The organism is Pseudomonas sp. Mn2068, assembly GCF_049319725.1.
Lineage (GTDB): Bacteria > Pseudomonadota > Gammaproteobacteria > Pseudomonadales > Pseudomonadaceae > Aquipseudomonas > Aquipseudomonas gingeri.
The window spans coordinates 181,205-195,973 of sequence record NZ_JBMOUG010000007.1 but is presented as its reverse complement, the minus strand read 5'-3'; the positions used below and the strand labels follow the sequence as shown (position 1 = coordinate 195,973).

Here is a 14,769-nt window from a genome sequence, read left to right as displayed (position 1 = left end):
CCCCCGCTACATCAATGCCCCGCCGCCGCGGGCCCGGCCTTGGCCGCGAACGGCGGCTTGGCCAGCCACACCAGCAGCATCAGCCCCATGAACCCCCAACCCAGCAGCGTGAAGTAATCCACGGTCGAGAGCATGTACGCCTGGCTGGTGAGAATCTGGTCCAGCCGGCCATAGGCCTGGCTGCCCGCTCCACCGAGATTTTCCAGGGCGTTGCGGGTCGCCGGATCGAACGGGGTCATGCTTTCACTCAGGTAGGCATGGTGCTGGTCCGCCCGGCGAATCCAGATCCAGGTGGTCAGCGATGCCGCGAAGCTGCCCCCGAGGGTCCGCAGGAACGTGGCCAGGCCGGCGCCGTCGGCAATCTGGTGCGGCGGCAGGTCCGACATCAGGATGCTCAGGGTCGGCATGAAGAACAGCGCCACGCCGATCCCCATGAACAGTTGCACCAGGGCCACATGCTCGAAATCCACCTCATTGGTGAACCCGGCCCGCATGAAGCAGCTCAGGCCGATCGCCAGGAAGGCGAATCCCGCCAGCAGGCGCAGGTCGACCTTGTTGGCATACTTGCCGACAAAGGGTGACATCAGCACCGGCAGGATACCGATCGGCGCTACCGCCAACCCGGCCCAGGTCGCGGTGTAGCCCATCTGGGTCTGCAGCCACTGGGGCAAGATCAGATTGATGCCGAAGAACCCGGCATAGCCGAGGATCAGCACGATGGTGCCGATACGGAAGTTGCGGTAGGCGAACAGGCGCAGGTTGACCACCGGGTGCTTGTCGGTCATTTCCCAGATCACGAAGGCCGCCAGGGCGATCACCGAGATCACCGCGCCGACAATGATGAAGTTCGACTCGAACCAGTCCAGGTCGTTACCTTTGTCGAGGATCACCTGCAGCGCACCGACGCCAATGATCAGGGTCAGCAGGCCGACATAGTCCATCGGCTGGCGACTGGTCACCACCGGCCGCGCCTTGAGCTGCTGGCGCACGATCATAGTGGCGAAGATGCCGATCGGCACGTTGATGAAGAAGATCCATGGCCAGCTGTAACTGTCGGTGATCCAGCCACCGAGAATCGGCCCGGCAATCGGCGCGACCACCGTGACCATCGCCAGCAGCGCCAGGGCCATGCCGCGCCTCGCCGGCGGATAGACGGCAATCAGCAGCGTCTGGGTCATCGGGTACAACGGCCCGGCCACGAGGCCCTGGACGACCCGGAAGCCCACCAGTTCGGGCATCGACGTGGAAATGCCACAGAGGAACGAAGCCAGCACGAACAGCAGCGTGGCCCAGATAAACAGTTTCACCTCACCGAAGCGCCGGCTCAGCCAGCCGGTCAGCGGCAGGGCAATGGCGTTGCTCACGGCAAAGGAGGTGATGACCCAGGTGCCCTGCTCCGAACTCACCCCCAGGTTGCCGGAAATGGTCGGCAGGGCAACGTTGGCGATGGTGGTATCGAGCACCTGCATGAAGGTCGCCAGCGACAGGCCGATGGTGCTGAGCAAAAGGCTGGGCGGAGTAAAAGACGCGTTCGAGCTCATCGCGAATCCTTTGGAACGAGGCAGGTGCTGCGACCACCGGGGTCGCAGCCGGGGATTGGCGACTCAGCGTTGCGCGGTTTTGGTCGTCGCTGCGCTGTTTTCATGGATCAGCCGGGTAATCACCGCATCGGCGTCAGCCAGTTGCTGCTGATAGACATTGGTCGTGAACGAGGCCTTTTGCGGCGGTTGCTGGGCCAGCACCGGACCGCTCTGGTCATGCAGGTTGACTTCGACCTGGGTCGACAGCCCGACCCGCAGCGGGTGCTTGGCCAGCTCCTCGGCGTTGATATGAATCCGCACCGGCACCCGCTGAACGATCTTGATCCAGTTACCGGTGGCGTTCTGCGCCGGCAACAGGGCGAAGGCACTGCCAGTCCCCGCACCAAGGCTGTCGATGGTGCCGCTGTATTTCACGTCGCTGCCATACAGGTCGGCCTCGATGTCCACCGGCTGGCCGATACGCATCTGCTGCAACTGGGTTTCCTTGAAGTTGGCATCGATCCACAGCTGGTCCAGCGGGATCACCGCCATCAGCGCGGTTCCCGGCTGCACACGCTGACCGAGCTGCACGGTACGCTTGGCGACATAACCGGTCACCGGCGCGATCAGGGTGGTCCGGGCATTCGCCAGATAGGCCTGGCGCAGTTGGGCTGCAGCGGCTTTGACATCGGGGTGATTGGACACCACCGTGTCGTCCACCAGCGCATTGATGGTGTTGAGCTGCTGCTGGGCATTGCTCAGGGCGCTCAGTGCCGAGGTCAGGTCATCCCGGGCGTGGGACAGCTCTTCCTGGGAGATCGCCCCGCCGGCGGCGAGGTTCTTGCGGCGGGTGAAGTTGTCCTGGGCTTTCTGCACCGCGGCCTGCTGCGCGACGACCTGGGCCTTCATGCCATCGACGTTGCTATACAGGCCACGGACCTGGCGCACGGTCTTGGCCAGGTTGGCCTCGGCGCTCTGCAGGCCGACCTGGGCATCGCTCGGGTCGAAGTTCAGCAGCACCTGGCCCGCGTGGACCAGGTCACCGTCGTCGGCGCCGATGCTCACCACCGTACCGGTGACCAGCGGAGTGATTTCCACCACGTTGCCGTTGACGTAGGCATCGTCGGTGCTTTCGCTCCAGCGACCGTAGAATTCGTGCCAGCCCCAGACGGCCAGGCCACCGACGATCACCACCAGGGCGAGCACCGAGAGCATGATCTTGCGTTTACCGGAGTTGCCGGTATCCGGGGCGTTTTCAACAGCGTTTGTTTCGGCAGGGCTAGCCATGGCAAGTACCTTGAATTAATGGGGCTGTGCGGCCGGGTCTGGTGTGTTCGAGGCGATGTTCTCGGCGTGGAAGCCGCCGCCCAGGGCCTGCATCAGTTGGATGGAAAGATCGATCTGCTGGGCATTCAGGTCCGCCAGCTGGCGCTGGGACTGCAACAGGGTCTGCTCGATGGTGAGCACATCCAGGTAGTTGCCGATGCCCGCGCCATAGCGCTGGACCACGGTGTTGTAGGACTCCTGGGCGATGTCGGCCGCGTGTTGCTGGGCGACGACCTGCTGGCCCATGGCCCGCAACTGCCCGATGGTGTCGCTGACATCACCGAGTGCCTTGACCAGGCTCTTGTTGTACTGCGCCACCGCCAGGTCGTAATCGGCGTCCTTGGCATCGAGCCCGGCGCGCAGGCGGCCACCGTCGAAGATCGGCAGCGAAACCGTCGGCGCGATACTGAAGAAACGACTGGCCGAGCCGAACAGCGCATCGCCCAGCAGGGATTCGGTGCCGGCCGCGGCGCTCAGGTTGAGGTTCGGGTAGAAGCGGGTCTTGCCGGCGGCAATGTCCTTGCTCGCGGCTTCGACACGCCAGCGCGCCGCCACCAGGTCGGGACGCCGGCCCAGCAGTTCCGCCGGCAAGGTCGACGGCAGGGCGACCGCGCCGGGCTGGAGGATCTTCGGTCGGGCGATTTCATTGCCACGATCCGGGCCCTTGCCCAGCAGCACCGCCAGGGCAACCTTGGCACTCTGCAGTTTCCTGCTGGCATCGATCACCTGTTCCTCGGAACTGGCAGCCAGGCTTTCGGTTTGCTGGTACTGGTAATGACTGTCGATCCCGGCGCTCAGGCGACGCTGGCCGAGTTCGAGCAACTGCCGGGTGCGCTTGAGATCGTCGTTGGCCAGGTCATAGACGATATGCGCCTCGCCCAGGTTGCTGTAGGCCCGGGCGACATCCCCGGCCAGGGTCAGGCGTGCCGCCTGCTGGTCGACTTCGGCGGCCCGGGCCTGGCCGAGCGCGGCTTCCCAGGCGTCACGCTGACCACCCCAGAGATCGAAGGTGTAGTTGAAGTCGAGGCCCACCTTGCGCACGGTGTCGTAGGTGCCACCCTGCCCGCTCGGGTCCTGGTCCCGTGCCAGCCGCGAACGGCTGACACCGGCGCTGGCATCCAGGGTTGGCATGCGCGCGGCGTCGGCGGCATAGGCCGCAGCGGTCGCCTGATGGGTCCGGGCACTGGCGATCTGCATGTCCGGGCTGTCGCGCAGGGCTTCGCGGATCAGTCCGTCGAGCTGTGGATCGCCAAGGCTTTTCCACCAGTCGCTGGTCGGCCAGGCCGCCGGCGACAAGGTAATGCCCTTGAGGGATTGCTCGGCCCTGAGGTTTTTCGCCTCGAGGCTCACGCCCGAAGTCGTCAGGCCCTGGTAACTGGCACAGCCCGCCAGGGCCATTGCCAGGAACACCAGGCTCAAACCGCCACGCAGGGTTTTACTGTTCATTTTTACCACCCAGCCGCAGCTCGATGATCGAGTCACCGGCCGCCAGCAAAATCTTCTTGAGAATACTTTCCAGGGTTTGCAATTCGTCCCGGGTAATCGCCCCCGCCAGCTCGTTCATCGCATCGGCACCGATCTCCGGCAGCCGGTCTGCCAGGCCCTGTCCTTGCGCCGTCAGCACCAGCCGGACCTGGCGGCGATCGCCCTCGGAACGTTGGCGGGCCAGCAATTCCTTCTGTTCGAGACGATCGAGCATTCGCGTCATCGAGCCGCTGTCCAGGGACAGGTGGCGACACAGCTCGGCCGGGGAGTCGACGCCGAACTGGGCCATGATGATCAGCACCTTGAACTGCGCGGCAGTGATGCCATACGGCACCATATGGGTGTCGATGATCCGGTCCTTGAGCAGGGCAGCACGCCCCAGGAGCAGGCCGAGATGGCAATTGTGGAAGTCGTCCGGCAAGAAATGCTTCATAGGATCACCAGGAAAGCTGCCTAGGCAGAGAGTTGTGTAGATATTACTGCTTAGGCAGCGAATGTCAAAGCAATTGTTAGCAAGCTTTGTATTAAGCCGATAAAAGGCCTGCCCCGGGGACGTTCAGGCATAAGAGGGATGGGCTTAGAAGAAAATGGGCTGAACGGCAGGGTTTCGGGATCGTCTCAGCCACTACGTGACGAACGGCACGCCCCTCAAAAAGATAACTCTAGACACACCTTTAAAACCGATGTCTGATAGAGCAACAGCTAGGCTTCCCTGACATACCCGAAAAAGGAGTCATAGGTGAAGAGCAGGGATTTGATCGCCGAACTGGAGGCCGCCGGCTGGATGCTGCAACGAATCAAGGGTAGTCATCATGTGTTCGTTCACAGCACCAACCCTCATTCGATTCCCGTGCCACATCCCAAGAAGGATCTGCCACTCGGAACTATCAGAAGCATCAGAAAACGGGCGGGCCTGCTATGAACCCAGTTACGAAGGAGGAGCTCATGCAATATCCCATCGCCATTGAATGGGGTGATGAACACACCGCCATTGGCATCCAGGTTCCGGATATTCCCGGCGCCGTGACTGCCGGCGACACCTTCGAGGAGGCTTATAATGCCGCCATCGAGGTCGCCCATATAATGCTCGAGGAAATCGCGTCGGACGGACAACCGATCCCCATGCCCTCCTCGTCGCTTTCGCACCGGAAGAACCCCGACTTCGCCGACATGGGCTGGGGCATGCTGGAGCTGGATATATCGCCCTATCTGGGCAAGACCGAGAAGGTCAACGTCACCCTTCCCGGTTTCGTGATCCAGCGCATCGACCGTTATGTACGCGATCACCAGATCAAGAGCCGATCGTCGTTCCTGGCCGATGCGGCGCTGGAAAAACTGGTTCGTGCCTAAGCGATAGCCGTGGCGGGCACACCGCTGTGGAACCTGAACTCGATATCCGGCGACTCGATCAGTTCCTGTTCGACCGCCCGCACTTTTTCGATGACCCGGCCTATATCGTCGGCATCGCCGTATTGATAGGCCAGTTTCAGATAGCCCTGGAAATGCCGCGCTTCGCTCTTGAGCAAGCCGAAGTAGAACTTGCCCAGTTCTTCGTCAAGATGCGGCACCAGGGCTTCGAAACGCTCGCAACTGCGCGCTTCGATAAAGGCGCCGACCACCAGGGTATCCACCAGCTTCACCGGCTCGTGGCTGCGCACTACCTTGCGCAGTCCCGAGGCGTAACGGCCGGCGGACAGTTGCCGCAGTTCGATCTTGCGACGCTTCATCAGGCGCATGACCTGCTCGTGATGCACCAGCTCTTCCCGGGCCAGCCGTGACATCAGGTTGATCAGGTCGACATGGGAGTGGTACTTGGCAATCAGGCTCAGGGCCGTGCTCGCCGCCTTGAACTCACAGTTCTTGTGGTCGATCAGCAGCGTTTCCTGGTCGGCCAGCGCCGCTCGCACCCAACCGTCCGGCGTCCGGCAGCCGAGGAATTCATGGATTTCCGGCAGATTCACAGGAAGGCTCCCGCCAGTACGGGGCACGCAGGGTCGAACAACGAAAGAATCGGCAACATGGGGCTCACAGACACGGGCTCGCAGGACAGAAGGGAATCAGGCAACTCAGGGTCGCCGATTATACGGGTCCCGGGCCGGACCACCAGCCATCTCCCTTGATATGCATCAAGTCCAGAGTCGGCGCAGCCCAACTATAGTTGTGTATATGCCGCCTTCAGACCCTCCGGAGAGACCCGACCATGCAAGCCATCCGCAGCATTCTGGTGATACTCGACCCTGAACACGCCCACAGCCTGGCGCTCAATCGCGCCAAACTGATCGCCAAGGTCACCGATGCGCACCTGCACCTGCTGATGTGCGACCCCAAGCACGATCACAGCGCCCTGCTCTCGCTGCTCAAGAGCCAGTTGCATGACGACGGCTACAGTGCCACCGCGGAACAGGCCTGGGAAAAAACCCTGCACGACACCATCATCGGCGTGCAACAGGCTGAAGGCTGCGGACTGGTGATCAAGCAACATCGGCCCGACAGCCCGCTGAAAAAAGCCCTGCTGACACCCTCGGACTGGAAACTGCTGCGCTTCTGCCCCTGCGCCGTACTGATGGTCAAGACCGAAGCGCCATGGGCCGGCGGGGTGATCCTGGCCGCCGTGGATGTCGGCAACTCGGACGAAGAGCATCGGCACCTGCACGCCAACATCATTGACCATGGCTATGACATCGCCAGCCTCGCCAAGGGCCGGCTGCATGTGATCACCGCCCATCCTTCGCCCATGCTCTCGGCCGCCGACCCGGTGTATCAGCTCAAGGAAACCATCGAAGCCCGCTATCGCGAGCAATGCCGCGCCTTCCAGGCGGAATTCGATATCGACGACGAACACCTGCATGTCGCCGAAGGCCCCGCGGACGTGCTGATCCCGCACATGGCCCACAAGCTCGGCGCGGCGGTCACGGTTATCGGAACAGTGGCCCGCACCGGTATCTCGGGAGCCCTGATCGGCAATACCGCCGAAGTGGTCCTGGACTCACTGGAAAGCGACGTCCTGGTGCTCAAGACCCAGGAAATCACCGATCACCTGGAGGAACTGGCCAGAGGTTGAGGTCGGCGCCGGAGGCCCACTACAGGTTTCTCAGGCGCCGAACGCGTCCTTGAGAAACCCCGGCGCGATATAACGCTGGTAGTGCGCTTCGGACAACAGGAAAAACTCCCGATCAATGGCATCGCGCAGTTCCGGCAGGTTCCAGTCGCGGAACTCCGGCAGCAGCACCATGCCATAGGCGTCCAGCTGGCTGATCACCCGCGCGCCGCGGGCAATCAGTTGATAGGCCCAGCAATATTCCGACTGGTGCGGCACGAAGCGAATCTTGCGGGTCTCCAGTTGCTCGCGCAGCCTGACCGGATCGAACACCTCCAGCTTGGCCACCATCACCTGCACCAGCAATTGCTCCAGGCGCAACCAGACCGCGCGTTTCTCCTCCTCGTTGTAACCATTCCAGTGGATCACTTCATGGTGGAAGCGCTTGCAGCCGCGACACACCAGATCACCGTAAACAGTGGAGCAGAGGCCGACGCAGGGAGTCTTGATGGTCTGATTGGGCATGGGCAGGGAGCACGCGGAAAAGCAAAACAGGTCCGCATGTTAGCCCTTTGTCTAAGAGGGGTCACCCCCGAACCTGTAGGGCTTAACTTACCTTTCTCTGGAATATGCCGTAGAATCGGCCTGCCTTTTTAGGCGCCAATGTCCGTTGGAAGCTGTTTTCAAAGCGTCACGAGCACAGTTGATCCTGAAGAACGGCGTTGGCGTGAGAATTTCCGCCCGGAAATCCTCGCGCCGACCCTCATCCGCTCCCGTTCCGAAGGCGTAAAACTTTGAAAACAGCTTCTGTTGGAAATCGTGGAAACTCTGGCTAAGCGGCTCAAAAAGCCCCGCAGCGCATGAGTGCCGTGCATTTCTGGATGAGCGTCCCGGACACCCATTTGGGACCACTGATGAGGGTAATAACTGTGCTTGAAGCCTACCGCAAACATATCGAAGAGCGCGCAGCCCTGGGTATCGTGCCCCAGCCGCTTAACGCCGAACAAACCGCAGGCCTGGTCGAGCTGCTGAAGAATCCCCCGGCTGGCGAAGAAGCTTTCCTCGTTGACTTGATCACCAACCGCGTTCCGCCTGGAGTGGACGAGGCCGCCTACGTCAAGGCCGGTTTCCTCTCCGCCCTGGCCAAGGGCGAAGTCAGCTCCCCCCTGATCGACAAGAAACGCGCTGTTGAACTGCTCGGCACCATGCAGGGCGGCTACAACATCGTGACCCTGGTCGACCTGCTGGACGACGCCGAGCTGGCACCGGTTGCCGCGGCACAACTCAAGCACACCCTGTTGATGTTCGATGCTTTCCACGACGTCGCGGAAAAAGCCCGTAACGGCAACACCCACGCCAAGGCCGTGATCCAGTCCTGGGCCGACGGCGAGTGGTTCAAGAACCGCCCGACCCTGGCCGACAAGATCAGCCTGCGCGTATTCAAGGTCACCGGCGAAACCAACACCGACGACCTGTCGCCGGCTCCAGACGCCTGGTCGCGTCCTGACATCCCGCTGCACGCCCTGGCCATGCTGAAAATGGCCCGTGACGGTATCGTCCCGGACCAGCAAGGCGCCATCGGCCCGATGAAACAGATCGAGCAGATGCGCAACGACGGCTTCCCGATCGCCTACGTCGGTGACGTGGTCGGTACCGGTTCGTCGCGTAAATCGGCGACCAACTCGGTGCTGTGGTTCTTCGGCGACGACGTTCCCTACGTGCCGAACAAGCGCGCAGGCGGCTTCTGCTTCGGCAGCAAGATCGCCCCGATCTTCTACAACACCATGGAAGATGCCGGCGCACTGCCAATCGAATTCGACGTCACCAACATGAACATGGGCGACGTGATCGACCTGTACCCGCATGCTGGCAAGGTCACCAAGCACAACAGCGATGAAGTCCTGGCCACCTTCGAAATGAAGACCCCGGTACTGCTCGACGAAGTCCGTGCCGGCGGTCGTATCCCGCTGATCATCGGCCGTGGCCTGACCGAGAAGGCGCGTGCCGAACTGGGCCTGCCACCTTCGACCCTGTTCAAGCTGCCGGAAGCCCCGGCTGAAAGCACCAAGGGCTACACCCTGGCGCAGAAAATGGTCGGCAAGGCCTGCGGCGTGACAGGCGTTCGTCCTGGCACCTACTGCGAGCCGAAGATGACCACCGTCGGTTCCCAGGACACCACTGGCCCGATGACCCGTGACGAGCTGAAGGACCTGGCTTGCCTGGGCTTCTCCACCGACCTGGTGATGCAGTCGTTCTGCCACACCGCGGCCTATCCGAAGCCGATCGACGTCACCACCCACCACACCCTGCCCGACTTCATCATGACCCGTGGCGGTGTTTCCCTGCGTCCGGGCGACGGCATCATCCACAGCTGGCTGAACCGCATGCTGCTGCCGGACACCGTCGGCACCGGTGGTGACTCCCACACCCGTTTCCCGATCGGTATCTCGTTCCCGGCCGGTTCCGGCCTGGTGGCTTTCGCCGCCGCCACCGGCGTCATGCCGCTGGACATGCCGGAATCGATCCTGGTGCGTTTCAAGGGCAAGCTGCAACCTGGCGTCACCCTGCGTGACCTGGTCCATGCCATCCCTTACTACGCCATCCAGAAAGGCCTGCTGACCGTCGAGAAGAAAGGCAAGAAGAACGCCTTCTCCGGCCGCATCCTGGAAATCGAAGGCCTGGAAACCCTGACCGTCGAACAGGCTTTCGAACTGTCCGACGCCTCGGCCGAACGTTCCGCCGCCGGTTGCACCATCAAGCTGTCCAAAGAGTCGATCGCCGAGTACCTGAAGTCGAACATCACCCTGCTGCGCTGGATGATCGGCGAAGGTTACGGCGATGCCCGCACCCTGGAGCGTCGTGCACAGGCGATGGAAGCCTGGGTCGCCAACCCTGAGCTGCTGGAAGCCGACAAGGACGCCGAGTACGCCGAAATCATCGAAATCGACCTGGCCGACGTCAAGGAGCCTGTGCTCTGCGCGCCGAACGACCCGGACGATGCCCGCCTGCTGTCCAGCGTTGCCGGTGAGAAGATCGACGAAGTGTTCATCGGTTCCTGCATGACCAACATCGGCCACTTCCGCGCTGCCGGCAAGTTGCTGGATCAGGTCAAGGGCCAGTTGCCAACTCGCCTGTGGCTGTCGCCGCCGACCAAGATGGACGCTCACCAGCTGACCGAGGAAGGCTACTACGGCATCTACGGCAAGGCTGGCGCGCGCATGGAAATGCCGGGCTGCTCGCTGTGCATGGGTAACCAGGCACGGGTAGAACCGAACTCCACCGTGGTGTCGACGTCGACCCGTAACTTCCCGAACCGTCTGGGCGACGGCGCGAACGTCTACCTGGCTTCGGCCGAGCTGGCGTCCGTAGCATCGATCCTGGGTCGCCTGCCGACCGTCGAGGAATACATGGAGTACGCGGGCAAGATCGACAGCATGGCTGCCGATGTCTACCGCTACCTCAGCTTCGACCAGATCGCCGAGTTCCGTGAAGCCGCGGCGAACGCCAAGATCCCGGTTGTTCAAGCCTAAGCGACACCCGCAATAGAAAAAGCCCCGACTCGTCGGGGCTTTTTCATGCCTGCGCAAATCTGATTTTTACCCAGGGAAACATGGCCTTGAAAACGCTATGAAACTGTGGGAGCCGGCTTGCCGGCGATGAGGCCCTGGAGTTTTGCATCGTCCTTTCGATCGCCATCGCCGGCAAGCCAGCTCCCACAAGGTCAGCGTTCAGCCTTACTGCCGAACCAACCGCAGGTTCTGGAACTCGACCGCCTCGGTGCTGCGGTACGGATTGATATCCAGCCCGCCCCGCCGTACATAACGCGCATACACCGTCAGTTTCTCCGGCTTCAGCAGACGCTGCAGGTCGAGGAAGATCCGCTCCACGCACTGCTCATGGAAATCCGAGTGCTGGCGGAAGCTCACCAGGTACGCCAGCAGGCTCGCGTGATCCAGCGCCGCGCCACGATACTCGACGACAACGCTACCCCAGTCCGGCTGGCTGGTGACCGGGCAATTGGACTTGAGCAGATGGCTGTGCACGCTCTCCTCGATCACCCGCGACTCATCGCAACGTAGCAGCTCGGGACGCGGATGGGCATAGTCGCTGACACTGATATCCAGGTCGTCGATGCATACGCCCGGCAAGGCCACCACGCCCTCGGCCTGCACGTCGCCCAGGGAGCGGACCCGCACGCCCACCGGCTTCCCGGCGGCAGCCGACAGATCGGCACGCAACACCGCCTCCAGGCTCGCGGTATCGGTGAATGGCGTCTGGTTCAAGGAGTTGAGGTACAGCTTGAAGGACTTGGATTCGATGATATTCGGCGAATCCGCGGGAATGCAGAACTCGCCGATCGCCACCACCGGTTTGCCCGACGGCAGCAGCCAGGACAGCTCGAAGCAGTTCCAGAAATCCACGCCCCGATAAGGCAAGGTATCGGCGCTCAGGCCCAGTTCGGCCCATTTCGCCGCGCGCGGGATCGGGAACAGCAAGGACGGGGTGTAGGTAGCGATGTACTCACTGGACTTGCCCAGCGGCGAGTGTTCGGCTGCGGGATGCATAACGGAAACCTGAAAGAATGAACCCGACAAGTCTATCGGGTTTACGTCCGGCTTTCAGCGTGGGGATGCAACCCGCTTGACTCAGCGGTCGACTTTCAGCTGGCCGACCATGCCCGCCTGGTAATGACCGGGAATATTGCAGGCAAACTGCAGGTTATCGGCCTTGCTGAAGGTCCAGGTCAGTTCGGCGGTCTTGCCCGGCTCCACCAGCACACTATTGGGATCGTCATGTTTCATCCCGTGATCCATGCCCGCCATGGCGGAATGATCCATCCCGGCCATCTGCATGCCGGTCGGCGTCAACATGCCGCTCTGCTGCATCTTGAGCATTTCCTGCTGGTGCGCGGCATGCATCGAGGCTTCGCCAAGGTTGAACTCATGCAGCAATCGGCCTTTGTTGATCAACACGAAACGCACGGTCTCACCGGCCTTGACCTCCAGCTCCTTGGCGCTGAAGGCGATATCGGTCATGGTCACTTCGATAGTGCGGGTGGCCTTCGCGGCGGGTGCGGGCTGGCCGAAGTCATAGTGGGCCGGCGAGGCCCAGGCCGGCAGACTCAGCATCAGCAGGCCGGCAAGCGCCAGACCGTTACGCACAAACCCAGTAGCAACAAACATACTCACACTCCAACGGGATGGGCTTCACTCTGTGCAAGACTGTAGAGGCGGGCCGCTGCCAGCAAGCTGACGAACAGATTACAACTTTGTCAGCTTCGGCTGGAGCGACCGGACCACCTGTATAACGTCACTGTTCCATTTGCCATGAGTCATCCATGAAACTGCTGATCGTCGAAGACCAAGCGAAAACCGGCCATTACCTGCGCCAGGGCCTGAACGAGGCCGGATTCAACAGCGAACTGGTGGCGGACGGCACCACCGGCCAGCATCTGGCGCTGACCGGCGACTACGATCTGCTGATCCTCGATGTGATGCTGCCCGGTCGTGACGGCTGGCAGATCCTGCAAGCGGTCCGCGCGGCCGGCCTGGATATCCCGGTGCTGTTCCTGACCGCCCGCGATGCAGTCGAAGACCGTGTCCACGGCCTGGAACTGGGGGCCGACGATTACCTGGTCAAGCCTTTCGCCTTCTCCGAACTGCTGGCGCGGGTGCGCAGCCTGCTGAGGCGTGGCGGCAGCACTCAGGAAACCAGCCTGCAGGTGGCCGACCTGCGCCTGGACCTGATTCGCCGTCGGGTCGAACGGGCGGGCCAGCGCATCGACCTGACCGCCAAGGAGTTCGCCCTGCTGGAAATGCTCCTGCGCCGCCAGGGCGAGGTGCTGCCCAAATCGCTGATCGCCTCCCAGGTCTGGGACATGAATTTCGACAGCGACACCAATGTCATCGAGGTGGCCATCCGCCGTCTGCGCCTGAAAATCGACGATCCCCATCCGAACAAGCTGATTCACACCGTCCGGGGCATGGGCTACGTGCTTGAAGAGCGGACACTCTGATGCGCCGCCTGTCACTCGCCGGCCGCCTGGCACTGTTGTTCGCGGCCTGCACCGCCATGGTTTCACTAGTGGCCGGCGTGCTGTTCAGCCGCGCCAGCGAGTCGCACTTCATCGAACTCGACCAGCAACTGCTGGATGGTCGACTGGTCGCCCTGCGCAACACCCTCGGCCAGGTGGATGACTTCGGCGACTTCCAGCTCAAGGTCGAACGCCTGCGAGCCGAAATCAACCTGCGGCCGGACCTGGCCCTGAGAATCCACGGTGCCGATGGCCAACCCTGGTTCGACGCCGCCCGCGCCCTGCCCGACGCCCTGCCCGCGCAACCGGGACTGACCAGCCTGCAGATCGACGGAACCGCCTACCGGGTCTTCAACGCGCCCCTGACACCCGGTCAGGCCAGCTCGCCGCGGCTGACCCTGATACTCGACATCACCCATCACCAGCACTTTCTGCAGCGCATGCAGCAGTTGATCTGGCTGACGGTCGGTCTCTCGGCCCTGGCTACCGCCCTGCTCGGCGCCTGGGCTGCCCGTAGCGGCCTGCGCCCATTGCGGCGCATGAGCGATGTGGCGGGCAGTATCTCCGCCAGTTCCCTGACCCGACGCCTGGACACCGGGCAGATGCCGCCGGAACTGGCCGAGCTGGCGCAGGCTTTCAATGCCATGCTCGGACGCCTGGAGGACTCCTTCCAGCGTCTCTCGGCCTTTTCCGCCGATATCGCCCACGAGTTGCGCACTCCGCTGTCGAACCTGTTGACCCACACCCAGGTCACCCTGACCCGCCCGCGCCCACTGGAGGACTACCGCGAGGCCTTGCACAGCAACCTCGAGGAACTGCAATGGATGGCGCAACTGGTCAACGACATGTTGTACCTGGCGAAAGCCGACCATGGTCTGCTCAGCCCCAGGCACGAGCCACTGGAACTGGCGGATGAGGTCGATGTGCTGCTGGAGTTCTTTGCACCGCTGGCGGAAGACAACCAGGTAAGCCTGACAAGGGACGGTGCAGCCAGCCTGTCGGGCGACCGCAGCATGCTGCGCCGTGCCGTGTCCAATCTACTGGACAACGCCCTGCGCTTCACGCCTGCGGGTGGCGAGATCCGTATCCGCCTGGAGACGACCCGGTCCGGGTTACGGATCAATGTGGAGAACAGCGGCGAGGGTATTGCGGCACCATTGTTGCCCCGGTTGTTCGACCGTTTCTACCGGGCGGACCCGGCCCGCCATGAAGGCAGCAGCGAACATGCGGGGCTCGGGCTGGCGATTACCCGATCGATCATCCAGGCCCATGGCGGGCAGATTCGTTGCGAATCAGAAGCCGGCTGGACACGGTTTATCATCGAGTTGCCGCGCCAGCAGTCAAACCTGTAGGAGCCGGCTTGCTGG

At 62.4% G+C, this 14,769-nt stretch carries 14 protein-coding genes; 6 read left to right on the top strand and 8 right to left on the bottom strand.

Annotated features, from left to right (window positions below; all coding sequences use genetic code 11):
* Positions 1 to 11: 11 nt before the first annotated feature.
* The 4 genes from ACL9RJ_RS17810 to ACL9RJ_RS17795 form a co-directional block, all read right to left on the bottom strand.
* A complete protein-coding gene (locus ACL9RJ_RS17810) occupies positions 12 to 1,541 on the bottom strand; it encodes a DHA2 family efflux MFS transporter permease subunit (RefSeq protein ID WP_017129563.1) in 1,530 nt (509 codons plus the stop codon).
* A 63-nt stretch (positions 1,542 to 1,604) separates the two neighbouring features.
* Entirely contained in the window at positions 1,605 to 2,807 is a 1,203-nt protein-coding gene (locus ACL9RJ_RS17805; protein WP_212809928.1) for an HlyD family efflux transporter periplasmic adaptor subunit, read from the bottom strand.
* A gap of 15 nt (positions 2,808 to 2,822) precedes the next feature.
* Positions 2,823 to 4,292, bottom strand: coding sequence for an efflux transporter outer membrane subunit (locus ACL9RJ_RS17800; protein WP_103032663.1), 1,470 nt, complete (start codon positions 4,290 to 4,292; stop codon positions 2,823 to 2,825).
* A complete protein-coding gene (locus ACL9RJ_RS17795; protein WP_017129566.1) occupies positions 4,282 to 4,764 on the bottom strand; it encodes a MarR family winged helix-turn-helix transcriptional regulator in 483 nt (160 codons plus the stop codon). Before ACL9RJ_RS17795 ends, ACL9RJ_RS17800 begins: the two co-directional genes overlap by 11 nt.
* A 306-nt stretch (positions 4,765 to 5,070) precedes the next feature.
* On the opposite strand from ACL9RJ_RS17795, the gene ACL9RJ_RS17790 reads away from it, so the two are divergent.
* Positions 5,071 to 5,253: a type II toxin-antitoxin system HicA family toxin gene (locus ACL9RJ_RS17790; RefSeq protein ID WP_017129567.1), complete on the top strand. Its 183-nt coding sequence runs from the start codon at positions 5,071 to 5,073 to the stop codon at positions 5,251 to 5,253.
* A 23-nt stretch (positions 5,254 to 5,276) separates the two neighbouring features.
* Positions 5,277 to 5,681 (top strand): type II toxin-antitoxin system HicB family antitoxin, encoded by a 405-nt coding sequence (locus ACL9RJ_RS17785; protein WP_017129568.1) that lies wholly within the window; start codon positions 5,277 to 5,279, stop codon positions 5,679 to 5,681.
* Here the strand turns inward: ACL9RJ_RS17785 and ACL9RJ_RS17780 are convergent.
* The gene (locus tag ACL9RJ_RS17780; RefSeq protein ID WP_017129569.1) at positions 5,678 to 6,292 is read right to left on the bottom strand and encodes a tRNA-(ms[2]io[6]A)-hydroxylase; all 615 of its coding nucleotides are present in this window, start codon (positions 6,290 to 6,292) and stop codon (positions 5,678 to 5,680) included. The two genes, ACL9RJ_RS17785 and ACL9RJ_RS17780, sit on opposite strands and share 4 nt — an antisense overlap.
* A gap of 239 nt (positions 6,293 to 6,531) precedes the next feature.
* On the opposite strand from ACL9RJ_RS17780, the gene ACL9RJ_RS17775 reads away from it, so the two are divergent.
* Positions 6,532 to 7,392 (top strand): universal stress protein, encoded by an 861-nt coding sequence (locus tag ACL9RJ_RS17775; protein ID WP_017129570.1) that lies wholly within the window; start codon positions 6,532 to 6,534, stop codon positions 7,390 to 7,392.
* Positions 7,393 to 7,422: 30 nt separating this feature from the next.
* Here ACL9RJ_RS17775 and ACL9RJ_RS17770 read toward each other — a convergent pair whose 3' ends face one another.
* A complete protein-coding gene (locus ACL9RJ_RS17770; RefSeq protein ID WP_017129571.1) occupies positions 7,423 to 7,893 on the bottom strand; it encodes a DUF1289 domain-containing protein in 471 nt (156 codons plus the stop codon).
* 404 nt (positions 7,894 to 8,297) lie between these two features.
* Here ACL9RJ_RS17770 and acnB point away from each other — a divergent pair, with 404 nt between their 5' ends.
* Positions 8,298 to 10,898 (top strand): bifunctional aconitate hydratase 2/2-methylisocitrate dehydratase, encoded by a 2,601-nt coding sequence (acnB, locus tag ACL9RJ_RS17765; RefSeq protein WP_017129572.1) that lies wholly within the window; start codon positions 8,298 to 8,300, stop codon positions 10,896 to 10,898.
* A 204-nt stretch (positions 10,899 to 11,102) separates the two neighbouring features.
* Here acnB and queF read toward each other — a convergent pair whose 3' ends face one another.
* Both queF and ACL9RJ_RS17755 read right to left on the bottom strand, forming a co-directional pair.
* Complete coding sequence (queF, locus tag ACL9RJ_RS17760) at positions 11,103 to 11,933, bottom strand: NADPH-dependent 7-cyano-7-deazaguanine reductase QueF (protein WP_177086581.1); 831 nt, start codon at positions 11,931 to 11,933, stop codon at positions 11,103 to 11,105.
* 81 nt (positions 11,934 to 12,014) lie between these two features.
* Entirely contained in the window at positions 12,015 to 12,497 is a 483-nt protein-coding gene (locus ACL9RJ_RS17755) for a cupredoxin domain-containing protein (protein WP_370590937.1), read from the bottom strand.
* Between the two features lie 209 nt (positions 12,498 to 12,706).
* Between ACL9RJ_RS17755 and ACL9RJ_RS17750 the strand changes: the two genes are divergently transcribed.
* Together ACL9RJ_RS17750 and ACL9RJ_RS17745 are read left to right on the top strand one after the other, a co-directional pair.
* Complete coding sequence (locus tag ACL9RJ_RS17750) at positions 12,707 to 13,384, top strand: heavy metal response regulator transcription factor (RefSeq protein ID WP_177086580.1); 678 nt, start codon at positions 12,707 to 12,709, stop codon at positions 13,382 to 13,384.
* The gene (locus tag ACL9RJ_RS17745) at positions 13,384 to 14,754 is read left to right on the top strand and encodes a heavy metal sensor histidine kinase (RefSeq protein ID WP_017129576.1); all 1,371 of its coding nucleotides are present in this window, start codon (positions 13,384 to 13,386) and stop codon (positions 14,752 to 14,754) included. Before ACL9RJ_RS17750 ends, ACL9RJ_RS17745 begins: the two co-directional genes overlap by 1 nt.
* Positions 14,755 to 14,769: the final 15 nt, after the last annotated feature.

Coding starts and splice junctions, on each gene's coding strand:
- ACL9RJ_RS17755 (WP_370590937.1), bottom strand. CDS start 12,497: ATGCTGAGTCTGCCGGCCTGGGCCTCGCCGGCCCACTATGACTTCGGC.
- ACL9RJ_RS17800 (WP_103032663.1), bottom strand. CDS start 4,292: ATGAACAGTAAAACCCTGCGTGGCGGTTTGAGCCTGGTGTTCCTGGCA.
- ACL9RJ_RS17775 (WP_017129570.1), top strand. CDS start 6,532: ATGCAAGCCATCCGCAGCATTCTGGTGATACTCGACCCTGAACACGCC.
- ACL9RJ_RS17805 (WP_212809928.1), bottom strand. CDS start 2,807: ATGGCTAGCCCTGCCGAAACAAACGCTGTTGAAAACGCCCCGGATACC.
- ACL9RJ_RS17770 (WP_017129571.1), bottom strand. CDS start 7,893: ATGCCCAATCAGACCATCAAGACTCCCTGCGTCGGCCTCTGCTCCACT.
- ACL9RJ_RS17795 (WP_017129566.1), bottom strand. CDS start 4,764: ATGAAGCATTTCTTGCCGGACGACTTCCACAATTGCCATCTCGGCCTG.
- ACL9RJ_RS17785 (WP_017129568.1), top strand. CDS start 5,277: ATGCAATATCCCATCGCCATTGAATGGGGTGATGAACACACCGCCATT.
- ACL9RJ_RS17810 (WP_017129563.1), bottom strand. CDS start 1,541: ATGAGCTCGAACGCGTCTTTTACTCCGCCCAGCCTTTTGCTCAGCACC.
- ACL9RJ_RS17745 (WP_017129576.1), top strand. CDS start 13,384: ATGCGCCGCCTGTCACTCGCCGGCCGCCTGGCACTGTTGTTCGCGGCC.
- ACL9RJ_RS17750 (WP_177086580.1), top strand. CDS start 12,707: ATGAAACTGCTGATCGTCGAAGACCAAGCGAAAACCGGCCATTACCTG.
- queF (WP_177086581.1), bottom strand. CDS start 11,933: ATGCATCCCGCAGCCGAACACTCGCCGCTGGGCAAGTCCAGTGAGTAC.